Origin of the sequence: Vibrio genomosp. F10 str. ZF-129 (assembly GCF_000287055.2) — a bacterium.
Taxonomy (GTDB): Bacteria; Pseudomonadota; Gammaproteobacteria; order Enterobacterales; family Vibrionaceae; genus Vibrio.
Map to the genome: position 1 here is coordinate 1 of NZ_AJYQ02000027.1, position 21329 is coordinate 21329.

Consider the following 21329-nt stretch of genomic DNA (forward strand, 5'->3'; position numbering starts at 1 on the left):
CTCGAGCCGGGGAGCAAGGCCGGGGATTTGCGGTGGTTGCTGATGAAGTCCGTGTCCTTGCACAGCGCACCACAGAATCAACCAGCGAAATCGAAAGCATGATCGCCAATTTACAAAGCAGTTCATCATCGGCCAGTAAAGTGATCGAAAGCTGTAAGAATGATATGGAACTCTCGGTTGAACAGGCTTCCAGTGCCAACAGTGCAATGGAAGAAATTCAAGCGCTCATCTTAGAAATAAGCCACATGAGTTCGCATATTTCTCAAGCAGCGAGTGAGCAAAATGAAACCACCTCTGAGATTGCCAAAAACATTGAAGAGATAAACCTAATTGCTGATTCAAGCTATCAGGCGATGTCTGAAATTGCAGACACCAGTGCAAACCTCACTCGCTTAGCTAGTCAGCAAGGAGAGTTGGTGCATCGCTTTAAATTGTAATCGTTAGAAAATACAAAACCAAAGCTTCGATTTATCCGTTGGGCGACTTTAATTTAAAGTCGCCCTTGTTTTTCTATGGGATCATCATCATATCTAACTTACACCGCTTGCAGTGCTCTCCTTACTCACTCTTTGTTGCAAGCTGAACTTGAGGAAAAGTTATGGCAGTTCATGTTGGGATTATTGATCAAGATCCTATCCGCCTTGTTACCCCACTGCTGGATCATCGTACCATTAGCTCGCACATCGTATTTATTGGTGATACAACTCAAGAGGCCGCGTACCTCCGCTTATCTAAAGTGCTCGAAAAACGCGCTATTACTTCAGAGTTATTCATCATTCCATCAGTCACTAATACCGCTTTAATCAAGCAATCAATAAAAGTACTTGCTGACGATCTCAAAAAACGTGGAGAAGAAATTAAACTGAATGCCAGCTGTGGATTAAGACACCGACTCCTTTCTGTTTATGAAGTCTTTCGAAGCTATCAATGGCCTATCTTTGTGGTCGAACCAAATAGCGATAAATTGTGCTGGCTATACCCAGAAACAAAAGAAGATACACAAGTTCAAGATCATATCACCATTGAAGACTATTTAACTATCTTTGGTGCTCGCGGTGAATTCAGTGAACTGGAAATCACACCGACTCTCGACAAAACCTTGTACCAATTAGGTGAGCGATGGGCAAGTAATGCATTAGAGTTAGGGCCTGGTTTAGCGACGCTGAATTATTTAGCCACCACCTGCCGAAAAGAGCAGCGACTGGATGTTGAACTTTCAGAAAAGCAACAAGGCTATAGAGAATTAAATATGCTTCTCACCGATTTAGTCGACGCGCAAATCGCGAGTTATGATAATGGCAAACTCACCTTTATTAATGAAGATGCGAGAAGGTTTTCAAATGGTGAATGGTTAGAAACTCTTGTGCATAGTACCGTTAAGCAACTTCAAGATGATTTACCGACCATTCAAGACAGATCGCTCAATGTTCAAGTCTATCGTAAACTGGGTGAGCGAGAAGTCCGAAATGAGCTTGATGTCGCCTCGGTTGTGAATAATAAACTGCATATTATAGAGTGTAAGACCAAGGGCATGCGTGATGATGGGGATGACACCCTGTATAAACTCGAATCCCTCAGAGACTTACTCGGGGGCTTACAGGCTCGAGCTATGCTCGTGAGTTTTCGCCCTTTAAGACATAATGACATTACTCGCGCCGAAGATCTCGGCCTCGCTCTGATTGGGCCAGAAGAGCTAAAGAATCTAAAACATCACCTACGCGAATGGTTTCAAGATGCGGGTGGTAGCGAAGAACTGTAGCCGACTTGTACCAGGTTGTAGCCATTCCATATACATTAACAGCGCCATACAAAAATAGCCCTATACGAACATAGGGCTATTAAACAATGCAAGACATTGATTTTATTGGCCATTAAATTAAGCCAATACTAGCTGTTAAAACGATGCTTAGCTGTCATCTTCGGTGAAGTTTGTTGGCAGCGTCATCTTCATTTGATTCCAAATTTGCGCACTTTCCATACCGTAATTACGAATAATTAACGGCAACTTCTCGCGATCCCCTTCTTGGCAAACTTTAAGCAGCTGGACATAGAACTCCATGGCCAAAACGCGTGATTCTGGATTAGAGAAATAGTAACTTCCGACGCGGTCATACAGCTTTTTTACACCATTAAAGATGAGTCCATAAATTTTGTTTCCGGAATGAAACGCCAACCTTTGGAACAACATGTAATCGTAAAAATTAAACGTACGAGCAAGCAAAATCTCTTGTCGTCTTTCTTCGTCTTTTTCACCGTCGTCTTTTACGTGCTGACGAATTTTATCCGCATAAGGTGAGGAAGACATAAATTCATCCCAGTCACTGGCGTTAATCAGAGCTTCGCAAGATTCGATGACAGACGAGATGGTTTTTTCTGAACTCTCTTTATTTGCCTTAAACGCATAGCGCATAAAAATAGGGCTAATATTGGTGCGAGCCGCCAGTAAATCTTCAACGATCGATGTGGCATTGTCAGCGTCTAACGTCATTAACGTGTCGAGAATGTGTAACCCTGACGTTTCCATAAACTGGTTAACTTTAGTCGGTTTACCATGTTGGATGGTCAACCAACCATCTCGAGCCAATCTTTGTAATACTTCTCGCAGTGTCGTACGAGTAACACCAATAAGCTCTGAAAGTTCACGTTCAGCGGGCAAAATGGAACCGGGAGGGAAACGACCATTCCATATACTTTCAATAATGTATTTTTCTGCAAACCCTGCTGGGCTCTTCGCCTTAATGACCATTAAGTACTTTCTCGTATAATTTTATTGTGTCTAATATTACTCATCATACCACTAGTTGAAGGTGTTCGGAAACAAAGAGATACAAAACTGATACACACTAAACAATAGAGTTTTTAGTCTAAAATTAGCCCATGCATCTTTACCGCTTATGCTAAAAATTCTCCAATAGAGCGCTATTTTATTACGTTTGCTAGTGGTAACTCATGGTGGCCATACTTATCAACATAAATAAACGCTATGAATAGATCGTTCCAATACCCAATATCAATGACCATAAGTGCTAATTTAACCGCCTAGAAAACAATGACACCTCACGGTTAACATAATGATAACAACTAAACCATAAACACCCAACTTAGATCGCGTTTTTACTCGAAATGTATCTAAATGTTACACAGAAAAGGTGTTTTTTATTGACTAAAAATATCCTAAGGGTAGAGTTGCGCTCGTAGTTAATAGTGCTTGTTATTCTCAGGGAGTGACTTGGCAAGGCCACAAATTTGTTACGATATTGTTGTTTTACTAAGTCACTGTTGGATCAAATAATTTTCAATTATTTTGGTTAATGTGAATTCGAGCGGACTACCGCATCTATTCCTAAACAACATTAAAGAGTATTCTCCATGCCGATGTCACTCGGAAATGCGTTCATCAAGAACTTTCTTGGTAAAGCGCCAGATTGGTACAAAGTTGCCATCATTTCATTTCTAATCATAAACCCAATTGTTTTTTTCTTTGTTAATCCATTCGTTGCAGGCTGGCTTTTAGTCGTCGAATTCATATTTACACTCGCTATGGCGCTTAAGTGTTACCCACTACAACCCGGTGGCTTGCTTGCTATTCAAGCGATTGCGATTGGAATGACCAGTGCTGAGCAAGTAAAACATGAATTGGTGACCAACATAGAAGTTCTCCTTCTGTTGGTCTTTATGGTAGCGGGTATCTATTTCATGAAGAATCTGCTTCTCTTCATGTTTACTAAAATACTCTTAGGCATTCGCTCTAAAGCGATGCTCTCTGTGTCATTCTGTTTTGCAGCCGCCTTCTTGTCTGCATTTTTAGACGCGCTCACCGTTATTGCGGTCATTATTAGCGTCGCTGTCGGGTTCTACTCTATCTATCATAAAGTGGCATCGGGTCAAGGGTCGACCAACTCACACGATCACACGCGAGATGACCAGCTTTCAGAATTAACAAGAGACGATCTAGAAAACTATCGCGCATTTTTACGCTCTTTGCTTATGCACTCAGGCGTGGGTACCGCACTTGGTGGGGTAATGACCATGGTTGGGGAGCCTCAAAACCTGATTATAGCTGACCAAGCCGGATGGTTGTTTGGTGAGTTTATTATTCGTATGGCTCCGGTTACTTTCCCTGTCTTTGTTTGTGGCCTATTGACATGTGTGTTAGTAGAGAAACTGAAAGTGTTCGGTTATGGCGCTGAACTTCCCGACAATGTTCGACAAATCTTAGTCGACTTCGATACCGCAGAAAGAAAGAATCGTACTCAACAAGATGTTGCCAAGCTCTGGATTCAAGCAGCTATCGCGGTTTGGTTAATCGTTGGACTGGCACTCCACCTTGCGGCTGTCGGCCTCATTGGTCTATCCGTTATTATTCTTGCTACAGCATTTACGGGTGTAATCGAAGAGCATTCTTTAGGCAAAGCATTTGAAGAAGCCTTACCCTTTACTGCTCTGCTTACCGTTTTCTTCTCAATCGTCGCCGTCATCATTGACCAAGAACTGTTTAAACCTGTCATCGATGCCGTGCTGCATGTCGAGGACAAAAACACGCAATTGGCGCTTTTCTATGTCGCCAATGGCTTGTTATCGATGGTTTCAGATAACGTCTTCGTCGGTACCGTTTACATCAACGAAGTGAAAGATGCACTGCTTAGTGGCCTGATTACTCGTGACCAATTCGATTTGCTCGCGGTTGCGATCAATACGGGAACTAACCTCCCATCAGTAGCCACACCGAATGGACAAGCAGCCTTCTTATTTTTGCTGACTTCCGCACTTGCACCACTGATTCGACTCTCTTACGGCCAGATGGTTGTCATGGCCCTGCCATATACGATTGTTTTAGCGGTAGTGGGCTTGTTAGGCATAATCTTCTTTGTTGAGCCAATGACCGCCTATTTCTATGATATGGGTTGGATCGCTCACAAAGCGGCAGGCGCTGCCGAAGCGGTAATATCAAACGGACATTAAAAAATCAGTTGATTGTGAAACTAATCCAAGATAAAAAGCTCTGACTATCAGAGCTTTTTTATTTCTACAAGGAACCTGTTGTGAAGCTTCTTAGTATTATCAAAACTTTTTCTCAGAATCGTATCTCATGGTTGCTATTGCTTATATTCGTTATATTTTTTGAAGCATGTGCACTTTTCTTCCAACACGTCATGATGCTGTCACCTTGTGTTATGTGTATCTACGAACGTGTTGCCATGCTTGGCGTAGGAGCCGCCGCGTTAATTGGCCTTATTAATCCAAAGCACCCTATTGTTCGTTGGCTTGGTTTGGCAGCATGGGGCGCAAGCAGCTACAAAGGGCTCGCACTGTCCTTACAGCATGTCGATTACCAATTTAATCCATCACCATTCGCGACTTGTGATCTATTTGTGACTTTTCCAGCTTGGGCACCATTAAACCAATGGGCGCCGTGGATGTTTGAGGCATACGGTGAGTGCAGTAAAATTGTTTGGCAGTTTTTAACGCTTTCTATGCCGCAATGGTTAGTCGTTATTTTTGCAGGAAATTTGTTCGCTCTTGCGGTTATTTTTATTGCTCAGTTTGCTAAAAAGGTTGATTAGTGTCCCAGGTGCTATCCGTTAGAGCATAGCTCTTGGACTGCCTAGAAAGACAACCCAAAAAAGCCCTATTTCCTCTTCAGGTAAATAGGGCTTTTCAATTCTAGACAGTTGGATTGTTGAATGTGTTAGAACTAATTCATATCACGTGTTGGAGCTGGTGCTAACACTTCTCGGTTACCATTATGACCCGGTGCACTCACTATTCCTTGAGCTTCTAACTGCTCAATAATACGCGCAGCACGGTTATAACCTATCTTAAACTTACGCTGAACCCCTGACACAGATCCTCGGCGAGATTCCACAACGTGTTCAACCACTTGATCAAAGAGAGGGTCTGTATCTTCATCCCCTTCCATTTTTTCACCCGGTAATAATGTTTCCGGTGATTGCTCACCATTGGTGATTTCATCAATGTAATTTGGTCGACCACGGGCCTTCCAGTTATTCACCACAGCATGCACATCGTCATCCGATGCAAACGCGCCGTGAACTCGAATGGTGTGGCTCGAACCTGAAGGTAAATAAAGCATGTCACCCATACCAAGCAACGATTCAGCACCGCCTTGATCCAGTATCGTTCTCGAGTCTGTTTTTGTTGATACGGTGAATGCAACACGCGTTGGTATGTTCGCTTTAATCAGACCCGTGATGACATCAACAGATGGACGTTGAGTCGCGAGAATTAAGTGAATTCCTGCCGCTCGGGCTTTTTGGGCAAGTCGAGCAATCAGTTCTTCAACTTTCTTACCCACTACCATCATCAAGTCTGCAAACTCATCAATAACAACCACGATATATGGCAGCTTTTCGAGCAGAGGCGGCTCAGGGTCCATACTATCACCATCACGCCATAATGGGTCATGAATCGGGTGACCGGCCTTAGCGGCCATTTCTAACTTCTCGTTGAAGCCTTTAACGTTACGTACACCGAGTGCCGACATCAATTTATAACGGCGCTCCATTTCACCCACACACCAGCGTAAAGCATTTGAAGCATCCTTCATGTCTGTCACAACCTCAGACAACAAATGAGGAATACCTTCATAAATCGACAGCTCTAGCATTTTAGGGTCAATCATAATGAAACGAACTTCTTCCGGTGTCGCTTTATAGAGCATACTCAGAATCATTACGTTGACACCAACCGACTTACCTGACCCTGTCGTACCCGCAACGAGGACATGAGGCATCTTAGCGAGATCCGCTATCACGGCGTCCCCTGCGATATCTTGCCCTAGCACGATAGTGGTTGGAGACTTAGCCTCTGCAAAGGTAGGGCTACCAATCACATCGGAAAAGAACACCGTTTGACGACTGACATTTGGAAGCTCTAAACCTACATACGGCTTGCCTGGTATCACTTCAACGACACGCACTGCAATGGCCGATAGTGACCGCGCTAAATCCATAGAAAGGCTCGATATTCGGCTGACTTTCACACCGGGAGCTAAATCCAACTCAAATCGAGTGATCACAGGCCCAGGGAATATATCAACCACTCGCGCTTTGATTTTATAATCGGCGAGTTTGGCTTCAACAAGCCTCGCAATATTTTCTAGGGCATCTCTATCAATAAAGTTTTCGCGTTTTTCTGGGTGATATAACAACTCTAAGGTTGGCATTGGCTCGGTAGGTCGAGGCAAATTAGGCTCAGCCTGAACAAGAAACGGATTTTGTTTGCCCGCTGCATTTGCTTGTGCGTCGGCGACCAAGCTTTGGAAAGCGTCAACATCGTCGTCATTAGTTTCTAAATCATTGTTAGTGTCTAAGTTATCGTTCGCTTTTTCCTCGAGAGGCTCGACTTCATCAGCCACATCAAAGCTAGAAATTGTCGGATCTTTTTGTTCTAAATTCGGTTCAACGTCTTCAATGATATGATCTAGCGTGCTTGCTGATAAGACTGGTTCAGTGGTGAACTCAGAAGAGTCTTGTTGTGAAGATTCAAAATCGCCAATAGCCTTGCCATACTCTATTTGCGCCTCTGTGCCACTTCCTTCTGAAGCCAGCTCGGAGATCCAAGGCATGTCATTCGCGCGATCAACCGAATCATCAGAAGCCGACGACTCGGTTGTCATCGCATCTTGAACGATTGAGCGTGAATCCTGATTAGGTAAATCCCCATCTTCTAGAGCCGCTTGCTCTAATTGCTCAATCGTTGCATTCAACGGCAATGTCCGGTCACTCGGTGACTCATTACCAACATGTTGAGAAGAAAGCGTGGTTTCAAGAGTACTTTCAGGCGCTATGTTAGAATGGATTGACCCTTCTGGCATGTGAATATTAAAGTGATGCAGTTGTTCCTCTTCCTCTCTAGGAGCAACCACAGATTCAACTTGATCATCTCTATGCTCTTCAGGATGAACATCCGTTGTATCTGGTTGAGCAACGATAGCTGAAATAGTCTGTTCATGATCACCGCGAATTCGGTTAACCAAATACGTAATCAAACCAATAAAGAGGTCTCCTATCCACTCGACCATAGAAAGCCAAGAGATACCCGTGAGCAAAGTGAAGCCGGCTCCCCATAAAAATAGTAATACCAGTGTGGTGCCAAGCACGTTCAACGTTGGTAACGCTAAACTCGTTAATACATCACCAATGACTCCACCCGATGAAAAATACCAAATATCATCAAAGTTAATATCCGCCAGCCCGCAGCTTGTGAGGATAAGCACCGTCAAACCTAGAAGTCGGGTTCCCCAAATCATAAAATCTATGGGATCGTCTTGATCGCGATTACGCAGGAAAACCCAAGCGAGTGCAGTAACAATGAATGGAATAGGATAAGCGAGAGAACCAAAGATAAAAAAAAGTGTATCGGCTATCCATGCGCCAACAATGCCACCTGAATTTTGAATATCCATACCCCAAGCGGTTTGTGACCAGGATGGATCAGCAGGATTAAAGGTGAAGAGTGACACCATGAAGAAAATTGAAACCAGTACAGCGATAATAAGCACACATTCTTTTAACCGCTGCGTGCCGTTTAAACGAGAGGAGCTCGACGCATCGCCCGTCTTAATAATTGTCGCGACTTTCTTATTGTTCTCGTTGAACATAGACCTACTTTAATCTTGATGATGACTAACCAGAACTTGAGGTTACTAAAATAATAGTTAGTGAAATTAAAACAATATGAGCGGCGCAATGCCGCTCATATTGATTTAACCATAATGATGAAAAAAACCCAATTGCCTAACGTCAGAATATGGAAAAGAGTTCCAACAAATCTGACCCAAACAACCTAGCGAGTTTTGATCACCAACTGATTCGTCTGTTTAACTTCTTCCATGACAACGTAGGTGCGAGTGTCATTAACACCCGGCAAACGCAGCAAGGTATCACCAAGCAGCTTTCGGTAAGCACTCATATCCGATACGCGAGTTTTTAATAAATAGTCAAAATCCCCAGAAACCAGATGACATTCTTGGATATCATCGAGTTTTTGTACTGCTGTATTGAATTGTTCAAACACGTCTGGCGCTCCGCGGTTCAACGTAATTTCAACAAAGACAAGCAGTGATGCATCAAGATACTGAGGATTCAGCAACGCTGTATACCCAGTAATATACCCTTGACGTTCTAATCGACGAACACGCTCTAAACACGGTGTCGGAGAAAGCCCAACACGTTTTGAGAGTTCAACATTAGAAATACGACCATCTTTTTGCAACTCATTAAGAATATTGCGATCGATACGGTCTAGATCCTTAGACGGCTTTTTGTAATTGTCTGCCATTTTTTATTCCACCTTATTACTTCCTTGCAAAAAAATATACTACAACTTCTTAATATTCAGTATCAAATTTTGTAAATTAGTTTCTATACTAGATATTAATTCGACAGAATTACCCTACACATAGATAATACAACCATAATAACAAAAGGAGCCAGGATGATCATTGGCGTACCAAAGGAAATCAAGAACCACGAATACCGAGTGGGCATGATACCAGCAAGTGTAAGAGAACTAATCTCTCACGGTCACCAAGTTTTTGTAGAAACTAATGCCGGTTCAGGCATCGGTTTTTCAGACGATGATTACATCGCTGTAGGCGCATCCATTCTTCCTACTGCTGCTGACGTATTCGCGAAAGCAGAGATGATTGTAAAGGTCAAAGAACCTCAAACTGTCGAGAGAGCCATGCTCAAAGAGGGACAAATATTATTTACCTATTTGCACCTCGCACCAGATTTTCCACAAACTGATGAGCTAATAAAGAGCAAAGCTGTCTGCATAGCCTATGAGACTGTAACAGATTATATGGGTCGCTTGCCACTACTTGCACCTATGTCTGAGGTCGCAGGTCGCATGTCTATTCAAGCTGGCGCCCAAACTTTGGAGAAATCTCACGGTGGACGTGGTCTTCTTATTGGTGGCGTACCAGGTGTTGAGCCTGCGAAAGTCGTTGTCGTTGGTGGTGGCGTTGTTGGTGCTAACGCAGCAAGAATGGCCGTCGGTCTACGTGCCGACGTAACGATTTTAGATAGAAACCTAGATACACTTCGTCGTCTTGATGAAGAATTCCAAGGGCGCGCGAAAGTCGTTTATTCTACAGAAGACGCTATCGAGAAGCATGTCCTAGAAGCTGATCTAGTTATAGGCGCGGTATTAATTCCGGGTGCTGCGGCTCCAAAACTGGTCACAAAAGAGCATATCGCTAAAATGAAACCAGGTGCCGCCGTTGTTGATGTTGCTATCGATCAGGGTGGTTGTTTTGAGACATCCCATGCAACAACTCACGCTGATCCAACCTACATCGTAGACGACGTTGTTCACTATTGTGTTGCCAACATGCCAGGGGCTGTCGCTCGAACTTCAACGTTTGCGTTAAACAATGCCACGCTGCCATACATCGTTAAATTAGCGAATAAAGGTTACCGCGAAGCTTTGCTTGAAGATAAAGGTTTCTTAGAAGGTCTGAACGTTATTCACGGTAAAGTGACGTGTAAAGAAGTAGCAGAGAGCTTTAACCTGGAATACGTAGCGCCAGAAAAAGCGATCGAAATGTTTAGCTAAACATACGCTTACTAATAAAAGGTCTAGTTATAAACTAGACCTTTTTTGTCTAAAAATTCTAAGCTTTTCAAGACCATCCCACCTGATTTTTTATTACGTATCGACCTTTAGAAACAAAAAAGCCCTCATTTTATGAGAGCTTTTTTGTTTCTTCTTCCTGCTTGTCTAAACATTTATTGAGCGACTTATCTAACCACTACTCGGAATGAGGTTTTTCGTTAAAAACCTGAGCGTTAGAATCTACGTTTAATTTAAACGAGTGTTTATCTTAACAACCTGTGTTTACCTTAAAACCAGCGCTCCAGTGCACTCTTATCTAACTGCCTAAATGCTCGGTTAAGAATTTGAGCTAACTCTTTATAACGCGGTTTGGATTTCATCGGCTCAAGTGCCATTCCCGTTTCCACGATTTTCTGATGCATTTCTCGATACCAGCTAGCTAGCGAAGGGGGTAACTGCTTGTTGGCTCGGTTTCCTAACCACCACATCCCTTGCAATGGCAAGCTAATCGCAAATAATGCAACAACAACGGCTTGTGGTAGCGCTTGTTGATTTTGAAATGCTACCTGAGTGATGACACTGATCGCAGCGATAGCAGGCATAACACGAATTGCAAATCGCGTTGCTTTGATGACTCGCTGCTCAGGAAATAAAATAGCAAGCTCTTTACGCATAGGCCACGTATCCATGTACTTCTGACCGTCTCTTAGGCTGTGAACCAACCCGACTTTATCATTCATAGAAATCTCTCACTATTGAATCGACCCATTGCTAAATTATTTTAAAGTTTCAATTTTTACAGTAAAAAATTGACTCAAAATAATATTCTTTCAATTTTTTTTGTTATATTTGTCGAATATCGCTATTCTTTGCACCCTCTATTACTCATTGTTGCTGTTATTTTCCATTTAGGCAACCATGACAATGATATCAGCAAGGATTGCGAGCACGACTTTCAGAGTAAAGTGGTGTCTTATTAAAAGGAAATTAAGCGAACTTTTTACCAAGAATAGTGTGTAACCCATACGCGGTCAGCTATTCTTGAGATTGATTTTCATCTTTTCTGATTTTTTCAGACGAATAACAGGTAGTCACACTCATGTCTAAGCTGGTTTTAGTTTTAAACTGCGGTAGTTCTTCTCTTAAATTTGCGGTTGTCGATGCAGTATCTGGCGACGAGCACCTTACTGGTCTTGCAGAATGTCTGCACCTTCCTGAAGCCCGCATCAAGTGGAAACTTGATGGTAAGCACGAAGCTCAACTAGGTAACGGCGCAGCTCACGAAGAAGCGCTAGCGTTCATGGTAGAAACTATTCTTGCTTCTAAGCCAGAGCTTAAAGCTAATCTAGGCGCTATCGGTCACCGTATCGTACACGGTGGCGAGCAGTTCACACAATCTGCTCTGATTACTGACGAAGTGCTAAAAGGGATTCAAGACGCGGCGACTTTCGCACCTCTTCACAACCCTGCGCATCTTATCGGTATCGAAGCTGCTAAGCACAACTTCCCTGAACTTAAGAACGTTGCGGTGTTTGACACAGCTTTCCACCAAACCATGCCTGAAGAGTCTTTCCTATACGCTCTACCATACAAGCTGTACAAAGAGCACGGCATTCGTCGTTACGGCATGCACGGTACTTCTCACCTATTCATCACTCGTGAAGTGGCGACTCTTCTAGATAAACCGGTTGAAGAAGTTAACATCATCAACTGTCACCTAGGTAACGGTGCATCGGTATGTGCAATCAAGAACGGTCAATCCGTTGATACTTCAATGGGCCTGACTCCTCTTGAGGGTCTTGTGATGGGTACTCGCTCAGGCGATCTAGACCCTGCAATCATCTTCCACCTGCATGACGCTCTAGGCTACTCTGTTGAAGAAATCAACACGATGCTAACGAAAGAGTCTGGCCTTGCTGGTCTAACTGAAGTGACTTCTGACTGTCGTTTCGTTGAAGACAACTACGGCGAAAAAGAAGAAGCGACTCGTGCAATGGATGTTTTCTGTCACCGCTTGGCTAAGTATGTTGCAGGTTACACAGCGACACTCGATGGCCGTGTTGATGCAATCACTTTCACTGGTGGTATCGGCGAGAACTCGGGTCCTATCCGTGAAATGGTTCTAAACCGCCTAGGCATCTTCGGTATTGAAGTCGATGGCGAAGCTAACCTAAAAGCTCGCTTCGGCAGCGAAGGAACGATTACTACAGCGAACAGCCGTATCCCAGCAATGGTTATCTCTACGAATGAAGAGCTAGTAATCGCTGAAGATACCGCTCGTCTAGCCGCACTATAATTATTTTTGGCCAGTGAATGCCACTGGCCTTATTTTCTGTACATACATAAGGGCTCAACCGCTATTCCAAAGGGACTTTGGTATTGATCGTATTGCTCGATTAATCGAGAACTAAGGGATCAGTCGTTGGGCTTTTTTTTCAAATAAAGGTGTTTTGCATATGTCTCGTACTATTATGCTTATCCCAACTAGTGCTGGTGTTGGTCTGACTAGTGTTAGCATGGGTGTTCTTCGCGCCATGGAGCGCAAGGGCGTTAATGTTTCTTTCTATAAGCCAATCGCACAGCCACGTTCAGGTAAAGATCAGCCAGATTTAACCTCAACGATTATTGCGGCGAACAGCTCAATTCTGGTTGGCCAGCCAACGCCTATTTCTGTTGCTGAAAACTTGATCGGTAACGAGAAAATGGACGTGCTGCTAGAATCTGTTGTAGAACAATACAACAAAGTCAGCAACGATTCAGAAGTGACGTTAATTGAAGGCTTAGTGCCTACTCGTAAGCACCCATTTGCTAACCAAGTCAATGCGGAGATAGCGAAGACATTAGGCGCTGAAATTGTCTTAGTGGCGACACCAGGCACAGACAACCCTGTTCAGCTTAAAGAGCGCATTGAAGTCGCATGTTCTAACTTTGGCGGCACTAAGAACAAAAGCATCAAGGGCGTTATCATCAACAAATTCAACGCGCCTGTTGATGAAGCGGGTCGCACGCGCCCTGACCTATCTGAAATCTTCGACGATGCAGACAGTGCGCAACAAGCGAACCTTGAAGTCATGCAAATCTTCAACACGAGCCCAATTCGCGTTCTCGGTTGTGTGCCTTGGAGCATTGACCTAATCGCAACTCGTGCTATTGATATGGCGAAGCACTTAAACGCCGAAATCATCAATGCCGGTGAAATTGAAAAGCGTCGTATTAAGAGCATCACTTTCTGTGCACGTTCTCTTCCTCACATGGTTGAGCACTTTAAGCCTGGTTCTTTACTGGTGACTTCAGCTGACCGTCCAGACGTAATCGTTGCAGCGGCTCTAGCAGCGAAAAATGGCGTTGAAATCGGTGCTATCTTACTCACTGGCGGTTATGACATGCCAGAGCAGATCATCGAGCTTTGTAAGCCTGCATTTGAAACGGGTCTTCCTATCTTCAAAGCACAAGGCAACACTTGGCAGACATCGCTGAACCTACAGAGTTTCAACCTAGAAGTTCCTGCAGATGATAAAGAGCGTATCGAATTCGTTAACGATCACGTTGCTAGCCACATTGATGGTCCTTGGATTGATTCTCTATCTGAAGGTGTTCAAGGTATTCGCCGCCTAAGCCCTCCAGCATTCCGTTACCAGCTAACAGAATTCGCTCGTAAAGCAGGCAAACGCATTGTTCTTCCTGAAGGTGATGAGCCGCGTACTGTTAAAGCGGCGTCTATCTGTGCTGAGCGCGGAATCGCAAGCTGTGTGCTGATTGGTAACCCTGACGAAATTCGCCGTGTTGCAGCAGCACAAGGTGTAGAGCTAGGCGCTGGTGTTGAAATCATCGACCCAGAAGCTGTTCGTGAAAACTACGTCGCTCGTCTTGTAGAGCTACGTGGCAAAAAAGGCATGACTGAAGTCGTTGCTCGCGAAAAACTGGAAGACTCTGTATTCCTAGGCACTATGATGCTTGAGAATAACGAAGTTGATGGTCTTGTATCGGGTGCGGTTCATACAACAGCAAACACGATCGTTCCGCCGTTCCAAATCATCAAAACAGCCCCTGATGCCTCTATTGTATCTTCAATCTTCTTCATGCTTCTGCCTGATCAAGTATTGGTATACGGTGACTGTGCTATCAACCCAGATCCAAACGCTGAGCAATTGGCTGAAATCGCGATTCAATCGGCTGATTCAGCAGCGGCGTTCGGTATCGACCCGCGCGTTGCTATGATCTCATACTCAACAGGTGAATCAGGTAAAGGCGCAGACGTCGATAAAGTTCGTGAAGCAACGAAAATTGCTCAACAGAAGCGTCCTGACCTTATCATTGATGGTCCTCTACAATACGATGCAGCAATCATGGAGAACGTAGCGGCTTCTAAAGCACCTAACTCTCCTGTAGCGGGTAAAGCAACGGTATTTGTATTCCCAGACCTAAACACGGGTAACACAACGTACAAAGCTGTACAGCGTTCAGCAGACCTAGTGTCTATCGGTCCGATGCTTCAAGGCATGCGCAAGCCAGTAAACGATTTGTCTCGCGGTGCGCTAGTCGACGATATTGTTTACACAATTGCACTAACAGCTATTCAAGCGACTCAAGGTTAATAGAGCCCGAGTGTCGTTTAACGCGCTGCTTTTATCGGTAGAACGTTTACAGACAGAAAATAAACAAAACCCTCGATACTCCTGGTGATGTCGAGGGTTTTTATTATCCTTCATTTCCTCTTCGATTTTGTTGCAATTGTAAGTCAAATCAACATCACGCTTTCAGTATTTTTAACAGTCACTCGCACCCATAAAGCACTACCATGAAATCCATAACTCACTGAAATTATTTATTTTATAGTGCCATTTAAGTAAAATTCACTGAGGTTTCTATGATGAAATGTTGTATACGTCTGGTTGTAATTTCTCTATTTAGCTACATTCTACTCGGCTGCGCTTCTTCCCCTCCTCCGGTTGCACTGAAAAGTAATCCACTCTGGTCTAGCCATACGCTTGAGAATGGTTTTACTTACCACTTAAGGCATTCAGAAAAAGCCCCCGTATCAATGCGATTGATTGTCCATTCAGGCTCTTTGCAAGAAACAGAACAGCAACTCGGTTATGCCCATTTCCTAGAACACATGGCTTTCAACGGAACCAAGCATTTTAAAGGCAACGACATAGTGGCGCTTTTTGAACAAGCAGGCGCGAGCTTTGGGGCCGACCTGAATGCTTACACCAGTTTCCACGAGACGATCTATAAGCTCGATCTTTCTGATGATAGCTCGCTTGAGAAAGGGCTGCTCTGGTTTGGCGACATTAGCCAACACATTCGATTAGAGGGCGATGAAGTCGAGAAAGAAAAAGGGGTTGTACTGGGTGAAATTCGTCGTAGTCGACCAGAAAACCAACCGCTCGCATACAAGTATTATGATCATCTACTTGAAAGCACTCAGTATTATACTCGTGACCCGATCGGCACCAAAGAAAGTATCAATAACCTTTCTCTCTCAGCGCTGAATGCCTATTATGACCAGTGGTATCAACCCTCTCGAACTGAACTCGTTATTTATGGCAACTTTAACCAAAGTAACATTTCATCATTAATCAAACAGCAATTTGAGAACTGGGAAGAGACATCCACAGAGACTCAATTTGAACCTAACACAACCGGCCAAAGATACAACTTCACCGATCTAATCAGCACGGTTGAAGAATATGAAACCCCAAGTTACGGCATGGTTTTCGATCGTGGTGATCGCGCTACCACTACAGTTAGAGCGCAACAAGAAGCTTGGCTTGATGAGATTGCTCATACCGTGATCAGGCAACGATTATCAACTCGCTTTATGGATGCCGCACTGCCAGTTGTGGGGCTATATTCGATAGATTACTTGCTCCCTTACCAGCGTCTTTTCTTAACTGAAATTACCTTTCCTCCAGAAACAAGAGAGGCCAACCAATCACTATTTCAAACCACCATTGCTGAGCTACGTGACTACGGGATCAGCCAAGAAGAACTCGAACTCGTAAACAGTGAATGGCAAACACGGTTGAATAACTTAGATACGGATTGGAACAATACCAACGCTGAGACACATGCTGATGGTAAAGTCACCTCTCTCATTTTGGGTCAACCTGCACAAGACCGAGAGCAACATAGGCAAAACTTAATGGCACTGACTGAGAATCTAAGCGTTAGCAGTATTAATCGCCATTTACGTACCTTACTCTCTTCTGATTATCAACTGGTCATTGGTGTCGACCCACAGGAAGACATTTCACAGGTCACTGCTTTAGCACCGAAATGGCGGGAAAATACCGATGCTCGTGCCAAAAAACCACTCATGTTAGCCGCCGCCAATACAGCATTTAACGCACCGAAAATGTCAGGTTCTATCGTAAGTCAGCAAGCATTAGATTCAAGGCATAACATTCACACCTGGTCACTTTCCAATGGTGTAGAGGTTTGGTACCAGAAAGACCAAAGCGTTGGAAACAAAATACATATGGTTTTGGCTAGTCGAGGCGGAAAAACAGCATTAGACCCGACGCTATTTGTGGCAAGCGATATCGCGATTAATACGGTTTCTCGAAGTGGTATTGGTGACTTTGATGGCTCATCGTTGGATTCTCATCTTAGGCGCCACGACTTGTCGCTCATTCCATTTATCCACTTTACTCAACATGGCATTGAACTTCAAAGTAACCAAAAGAATCTGACTGATAGTTTTGCGGCGCTGCACACCGTCTTTACCGATATCAATATCGATGAAGCTCAGCTTGAAGCAGTTAAGCAAGAGTATCACCAATCGGTCGCTTCTTTCCTGTCATCACCAATCGGACCTTTCACCAAAGAGCTCAACCATATCAGCTATTTCTCCTCTAGCCCGCACTTCTTTCAAGAGCTCTCTGATATTGATGCAGTAAGCTCTCTGCAAATAGAGCAAGTTCATCGTGATCTTTTCACCAGAAATAGAAACTATAAGCTTGTTATCATCGGCAATGTCGACGCTTCAGAGCTTACACCACTGCTCAGAAAGTACATCGCATCAATTCCACTGACTCGCACCAATGATGAACCCTTCACTGTGGCTTATCGGGATTACCAAAACGAACGCATCGATGTTTCGACAAACACCGAAAACACCAGCCACTATCTGCTGCGAATGACCAACCCTAAGACTGAACAGCGTGGTGCAAAGGAGATATTCATTGATGACATGCTTCAGCGCATGCTTACCCAACGCTTAACGACACATGTGCGAGAAGAGTTAAGTTTAGATTACGCCCCGTATGCATTTTCAGTCACTCAAGACAGCGAATTAGCCAGTGATTGGATGTTAACCGCTGACACGGATCCGAAAGATGTAGAAAAAGTAGAATTGGCCATTGATAACGTTGTTCGAGATCTATTACTCAGCATTAGTGAGGGAGAACTCGCCGCAGTGGGAAGCCAGTTAGTCAATGATCTTGTGCCAATTGACAACGATGCACCGCAAAGAGCTTGGTTTTACGCCAGATATCTCATTCATGGCTATGGTTTAGACCCTCTTTTTGATCCGCAAGCACAAGTTGATAAGATCTCGTTAAGCGATGTTCAGCAAAGAGCTGCACTTATCTTTGGTGATGACTCTATCGTAGTTAAAGGCATCCTTAGACCAAAATCGTAATCTTCATACATACTTCACTCCAAAGCCTTATCCTCTCGATAGGGCTTTTATTTATAGGTTCTTTTCCACTATAGATGTCTTTGACTGTAAGATTTTTTAGCAGCGTTTTAACACGTGCTATCATTTGGAAACACCCAAAAACAAAAAAAGCGCGATTCATTTAAGAAATCGCGCTTAAGCCTGTCACAGGCTGAACTAACGAAGTTTAGATGCTCACGTGTAAACAGGATACAGCGTGCACATCATTACCTTGGATCGTAGGTTTCGTCTCTGCACATTCCTGTGTTGCTTTCGGGCAACGCGTACGGAACACACAACCCGATGGCGGATTAATTGGAGACGGTAAATCCCCTTCCAACATCTCGATTTTCTTTGCTCTTTCAAGACGAGGATCGGGAATCGGTACCGCTGACATCAGTGCTTTCGTGTAAGGATGTTTTGGCTCGGCAAACACGGCATGCGCTTCACCCAGCTCAACGGCGTTCCCCAAGTACATCACTAACACTCTGTCTGAGATGTGCTTAATCACAGACAAATCATGGGCGATAAACACCAGGCTCAAACCAAGCTCTTTTTGTAGCTCTTTAAGAAGGTTTACGACCTGTGCTTGAATCGATACATCAAGAGCTGATACCGGTTCATCACAAATTATCATTTTTGGATTCAAGATAAGTGCACGTGCAATACCGATACGCTGACATTGGCCACCCGAGAACTCATGAGGATAACGGTTGATTACATTAGGTAATAGACCGACTTTCGTCATCATCTCTTTAACTCTTGATTTTACTTCGTCCTTACTCAATTCAGGGTAGAAAGTTTCAAGTGGTTCGGCAATGATATCGCCAATCGTCATTCGAGGGTTCAGAGAAGCTAACGGATCCTGGAAGATCATTTGAATATCTTTACGAGTTTCACGTCGCTGCACAGAATGCATTTTAGTTAGGTCTTGACCCAGCCACACCACTTCACCATCGGTTGCTTCAACGAGCCCGATAATCGCACGTGCAAAGGTAGACTTACCGCAACCAGACTCACCAACTACACCTAGGGTTTCTCCTTCGTATAGACGAGCGTCAATGCCATCGACCGCTTTAAGATTTGATGGCTTTGACCATGGCCAAGCAGATTTAGACGCAATGCTAAAATGTACTTTTAAGTTTTTAACATCTAGCAATAATGATTTTTGTTCGCTCATTTTGTCCAAGTCTCCCAGTCAGAAAAACACGCACGCTGTCGTCCATCACCAAATGGTTGGAGGATCGGCGCTTCACTCATACATCTGTCCATCACACGGTGGCAACGATCCTGATAAGGGCAGCCCGGTGGCAGACGAAGTAAGTTAGGTGGATTACCTGGAATCGTTGGTAGAATTTCACCTTCGGTATCGAGGCGAGGAATGGCTTTTAACAGCCCCTCTGCGTATGGGTGGCTCGGTTCATAGAAAATTTCATCAACACTACCGTACTCCATGGTACGGCCTGCGTACATCACCAGCACTTTGTCACAAGAGCCAGCAACAACGCCCAAATCGTGAGTAATCATGATGATTGCAGTATTAAACTCATCTTTCAGTTCATTCAACAAATCCATAATTTGAGCTTGAACAGTCACATCAAGGGCCGTGGTTGGCTCATCAGCGATCAGTAGTTTCGGACGGCACAACAGCGCCATTGCGATCATCACACGCTGACGCATGCCGCCAGAGAACTCGTGAGGGTACATAGTAATACGTTTGCGCGCTTCAGGGATTTTTACTGCCTCAAGCATGCGTACAGACTCTTCAAACGCCTCTGCTTTTCCCATGCCTTTGTGAAGCATGAGCACTTCCATCAGCTGATCACTGACTTTCATGTAAGGGTTAAGCGACGTCATCGGGTCTTGGAATATCATCGCAATCTGCTCTGCACGAACTTTGTTCAATGCTTTTTCAGGCAGATTAAGAATTTCATTGCCTTCGAACTTCGCACTACCAGAGATAATGCCGTTCTTGGCCAGTAGGCCCATAATTGCGAATACAGTTTGAGATTTACCTGAACCAGACTCCCCTACAATACCGAGGGTTTCGCCTTGTTCTAGTGAAAAATTCAAGTCGTTCACTGCGGTGACAATACCATCTTGGGTAGTGAATTCTACGCGCAGATCTTTGACATCTAATAAGCTCATCATTGCTTCCTTAATCTTATTGTTATCTGTCTTTTGGATCTAACGCATCGCGTAGACCATCACCAACGTAGTTGAAGCAGAACAGCGTCACTACCATGAATACCGCAGGGAATATCAGTTGCCAAATCGCCACTTCCATTGTCTGCGAACCTTCTTGAAGTAAAGCACCCCAACTTGTCATTGGTTCTTGAACACCAAGACCAAGAAATGAAAGGAATGATTCCGTCAAAATCATGCTTGGGATTAGCAGCGTTGAGTAAACCGCAACAATACCCAATACGTTTGGAACGATATGACGAGTAATGATCTTCCAGTTACTTACGCCGCAGACATGTGCCGCTTCAATGAACTCTTTGCTACGAAGGCTCAGTGTTTGGCCTCGGACAATACGTGCCATATCGAGCCAAGCAATTGCACCAATGGCGACAAATATCAGCACGATATTACGACCAAAAAAGGTCACTAGAACAATCACAAGGAACATAAACGGAACAGCGTAAAGAATTTCTAAGATACGCATCATAATTCGGTCTGTACGACCACCGATGAAGCCAGATGTGGCACCGTAAAGTGTTCCAATGAGCACCGCGACAAACGCACCTAATACACCGACCATTAAGGAGATTCGTCCACCAATCAGAGTGCGAACGTACAGGTCTCGCCCTAAACTATCCGTACCAAACCAGTGAGAGGCACTTGGAGCGGCGTGCATGGCATACCAGTCCGTGTCGTCATACGCATACTGAGCGATCATCGGCAAAACAATAACAGCCAGCGTCATGAGCATCAAAACAAACAAGCTCACCATGGCCGCTTTATTGCGCATAAAACGGATACGGGCGTCTTGCCATAAACTGCGACCTTCAATCTCAAGGTTTTCCGAGAACTTCTCGATCGCTTCCAGGTTCTTTTTCTTTGTTAACATAACCAA

At 44.1% G+C, this 21329-nt stretch carries 15 protein-coding genes; 8 read left to right on the plus strand and 7 right to left on the minus strand.

Translation table 11 applies throughout. The features are described 5' to 3' along the window. Together A1QO_RS04170 and A1QO_RS04175 are read left to right on the plus strand one after the other, a co-directional pair. Positions 1-437 (plus strand): methyl-accepting chemotaxis protein (locus tag A1QO_RS04170; RefSeq protein ID WP_017041718.1); only part of this gene is annotated, 437 nt, incomplete at its 5' end. Between the two features lie 161 nt (positions 438-598). After that, the gene (locus tag A1QO_RS04175) at positions 599-1759 is read left to right on the plus strand and encodes a DUF1887 family protein (protein WP_017033858.1); all 1161 of its coding nucleotides are present in this window, start codon (positions 599-601) and stop codon (positions 1757-1759) included. A gap of 147 nt (positions 1760-1906) precedes the next feature. On the opposite strand, the gene fadR is transcribed toward A1QO_RS04175, so the two are convergent. Then, positions 1907-2746, minus strand: coding sequence for a fatty acid metabolism transcriptional regulator FadR (gene fadR, locus A1QO_RS04180; protein ID WP_017033859.1), 840 nt, complete (start codon positions 2744-2746; stop codon positions 1907-1909). Positions 2747-3369: 623 nt separating this feature from the next. Between fadR and nhaB the strand changes: the two genes are divergently transcribed. Both nhaB and dsbB read left to right on the plus strand, forming a co-directional pair. Further along, a complete protein-coding gene (nhaB, locus tag A1QO_RS04185) occupies positions 3370-4962 on the plus strand; it encodes a Na(+)/H(+) antiporter NhaB (RefSeq protein WP_017038859.1) in 1593 nt (530 codons plus the stop codon). An 80-nt stretch (positions 4963-5042) separates the two neighbouring features. Continuing rightward, positions 5043-5564, plus strand: a complete 522-nt coding sequence (gene dsbB, locus A1QO_RS04190) for a disulfide bond formation protein DsbB (RefSeq protein ID WP_017033861.1) — start codon at positions 5043-5045, stop codon at positions 5562-5564. Positions 5565-5695: 131 nt separating this feature from the next. Here dsbB and A1QO_RS04195 read toward each other — a convergent pair whose 3' ends face one another. Together A1QO_RS04195 and lrp are read right to left on the minus strand one after the other, a co-directional pair. Continuing rightward, entirely contained in the window at positions 5696-8623 is a 2928-nt protein-coding gene (locus tag A1QO_RS04195) for a DNA translocase FtsK (RefSeq protein WP_017039339.1), read from the minus strand. Positions 8624-8808: 185 nt separating this feature from the next. Then, positions 8809-9303 (minus strand): leucine-responsive transcriptional regulator Lrp, encoded by a 495-nt coding sequence (gene lrp, locus A1QO_RS04200; RefSeq protein ID WP_017033863.1) that lies wholly within the window; start codon positions 9301-9303, stop codon positions 8809-8811. 156 nt (positions 9304-9459) lie between these two features. Between lrp and ald the strand changes: the two genes are divergently transcribed. Then, the gene (gene ald / locus A1QO_RS04205; protein ID WP_017033864.1) at positions 9460-10584 is read left to right on the plus strand and encodes an alanine dehydrogenase; all 1125 of its coding nucleotides are present in this window, start codon (positions 9460-9462) and stop codon (positions 10582-10584) included. Between the two features lie 287 nt (positions 10585-10871). On the opposite strand, the gene yfbV is transcribed toward ald, so the two are convergent. Further along, positions 10872-11324: a terminus macrodomain insulation protein YfbV gene (gene yfbV, locus A1QO_RS04210; protein ID WP_017033865.1), complete on the minus strand. Its 453-nt coding sequence runs from the start codon at positions 11322-11324 to the stop codon at positions 10872-10874. 359 nt (positions 11325-11683) lie between these two features. Between yfbV and A1QO_RS04215 the strand changes: the two genes are divergently transcribed. From A1QO_RS04215 to A1QO_RS04225, 3 genes are all read left to right on the plus strand, one after another. Continuing rightward, positions 11684-12880 carry an acetate kinase gene (locus tag A1QO_RS04215; protein WP_017033866.1) on the plus strand — a complete coding sequence of 399 codons (1197 nt, stop codon included), beginning with the start codon at positions 11684-11686 and terminating at the stop codon, positions 12878-12880. Between the two features lie 160 nt (positions 12881-13040). After that, entirely contained in the window at positions 13041-15179 is a 2139-nt protein-coding gene (pta, locus tag A1QO_RS04220) for a phosphate acetyltransferase (RefSeq protein ID WP_017033867.1), read from the plus strand. Positions 15180-15451: 272 nt separating this feature from the next. Next, positions 15452-18232: a M16 family metallopeptidase gene (locus A1QO_RS04225; protein WP_241790393.1), complete on the plus strand. Its 2781-nt coding sequence runs from the start codon at positions 15452-15454 to the stop codon at positions 18230-18232. Between the two features lie 205 nt (positions 18233-18437). Here the strand turns inward: A1QO_RS04225 and oppF are convergent, their stop codons facing one another. The 3 genes from oppF to oppC are packed head-to-tail and all read right to left on the minus strand — an operon-like array spanning position 18438 to position 21323. Continuing rightward, positions 18438-19430, minus strand: a complete 993-nt coding sequence (gene oppF, locus A1QO_RS04230; protein ID WP_017037855.1) for a murein tripeptide/oligopeptide ABC transporter ATP binding protein OppF — start codon at positions 19428-19430, stop codon at positions 18438-18440. Further along, positions 19427-20398: an ABC transporter ATP-binding protein gene (locus A1QO_RS04235; protein ID WP_017033870.1), complete on the minus strand. Its 972-nt coding sequence runs from the start codon at positions 20396-20398 to the stop codon at positions 19427-19429. The genes oppF and A1QO_RS04235 overlap by 4 nt, the downstream gene beginning before the upstream one ends. 22 nt (positions 20399-20420) lie before the next feature. Continuing rightward, positions 20421-21323, minus strand: a complete 903-nt coding sequence (gene oppC / locus A1QO_RS04240; protein WP_017033871.1) for an oligopeptide ABC transporter permease OppC — start codon at positions 21321-21323, stop codon at positions 20421-20423. Positions 21324-21329: the final 6 nt, after the last annotated feature.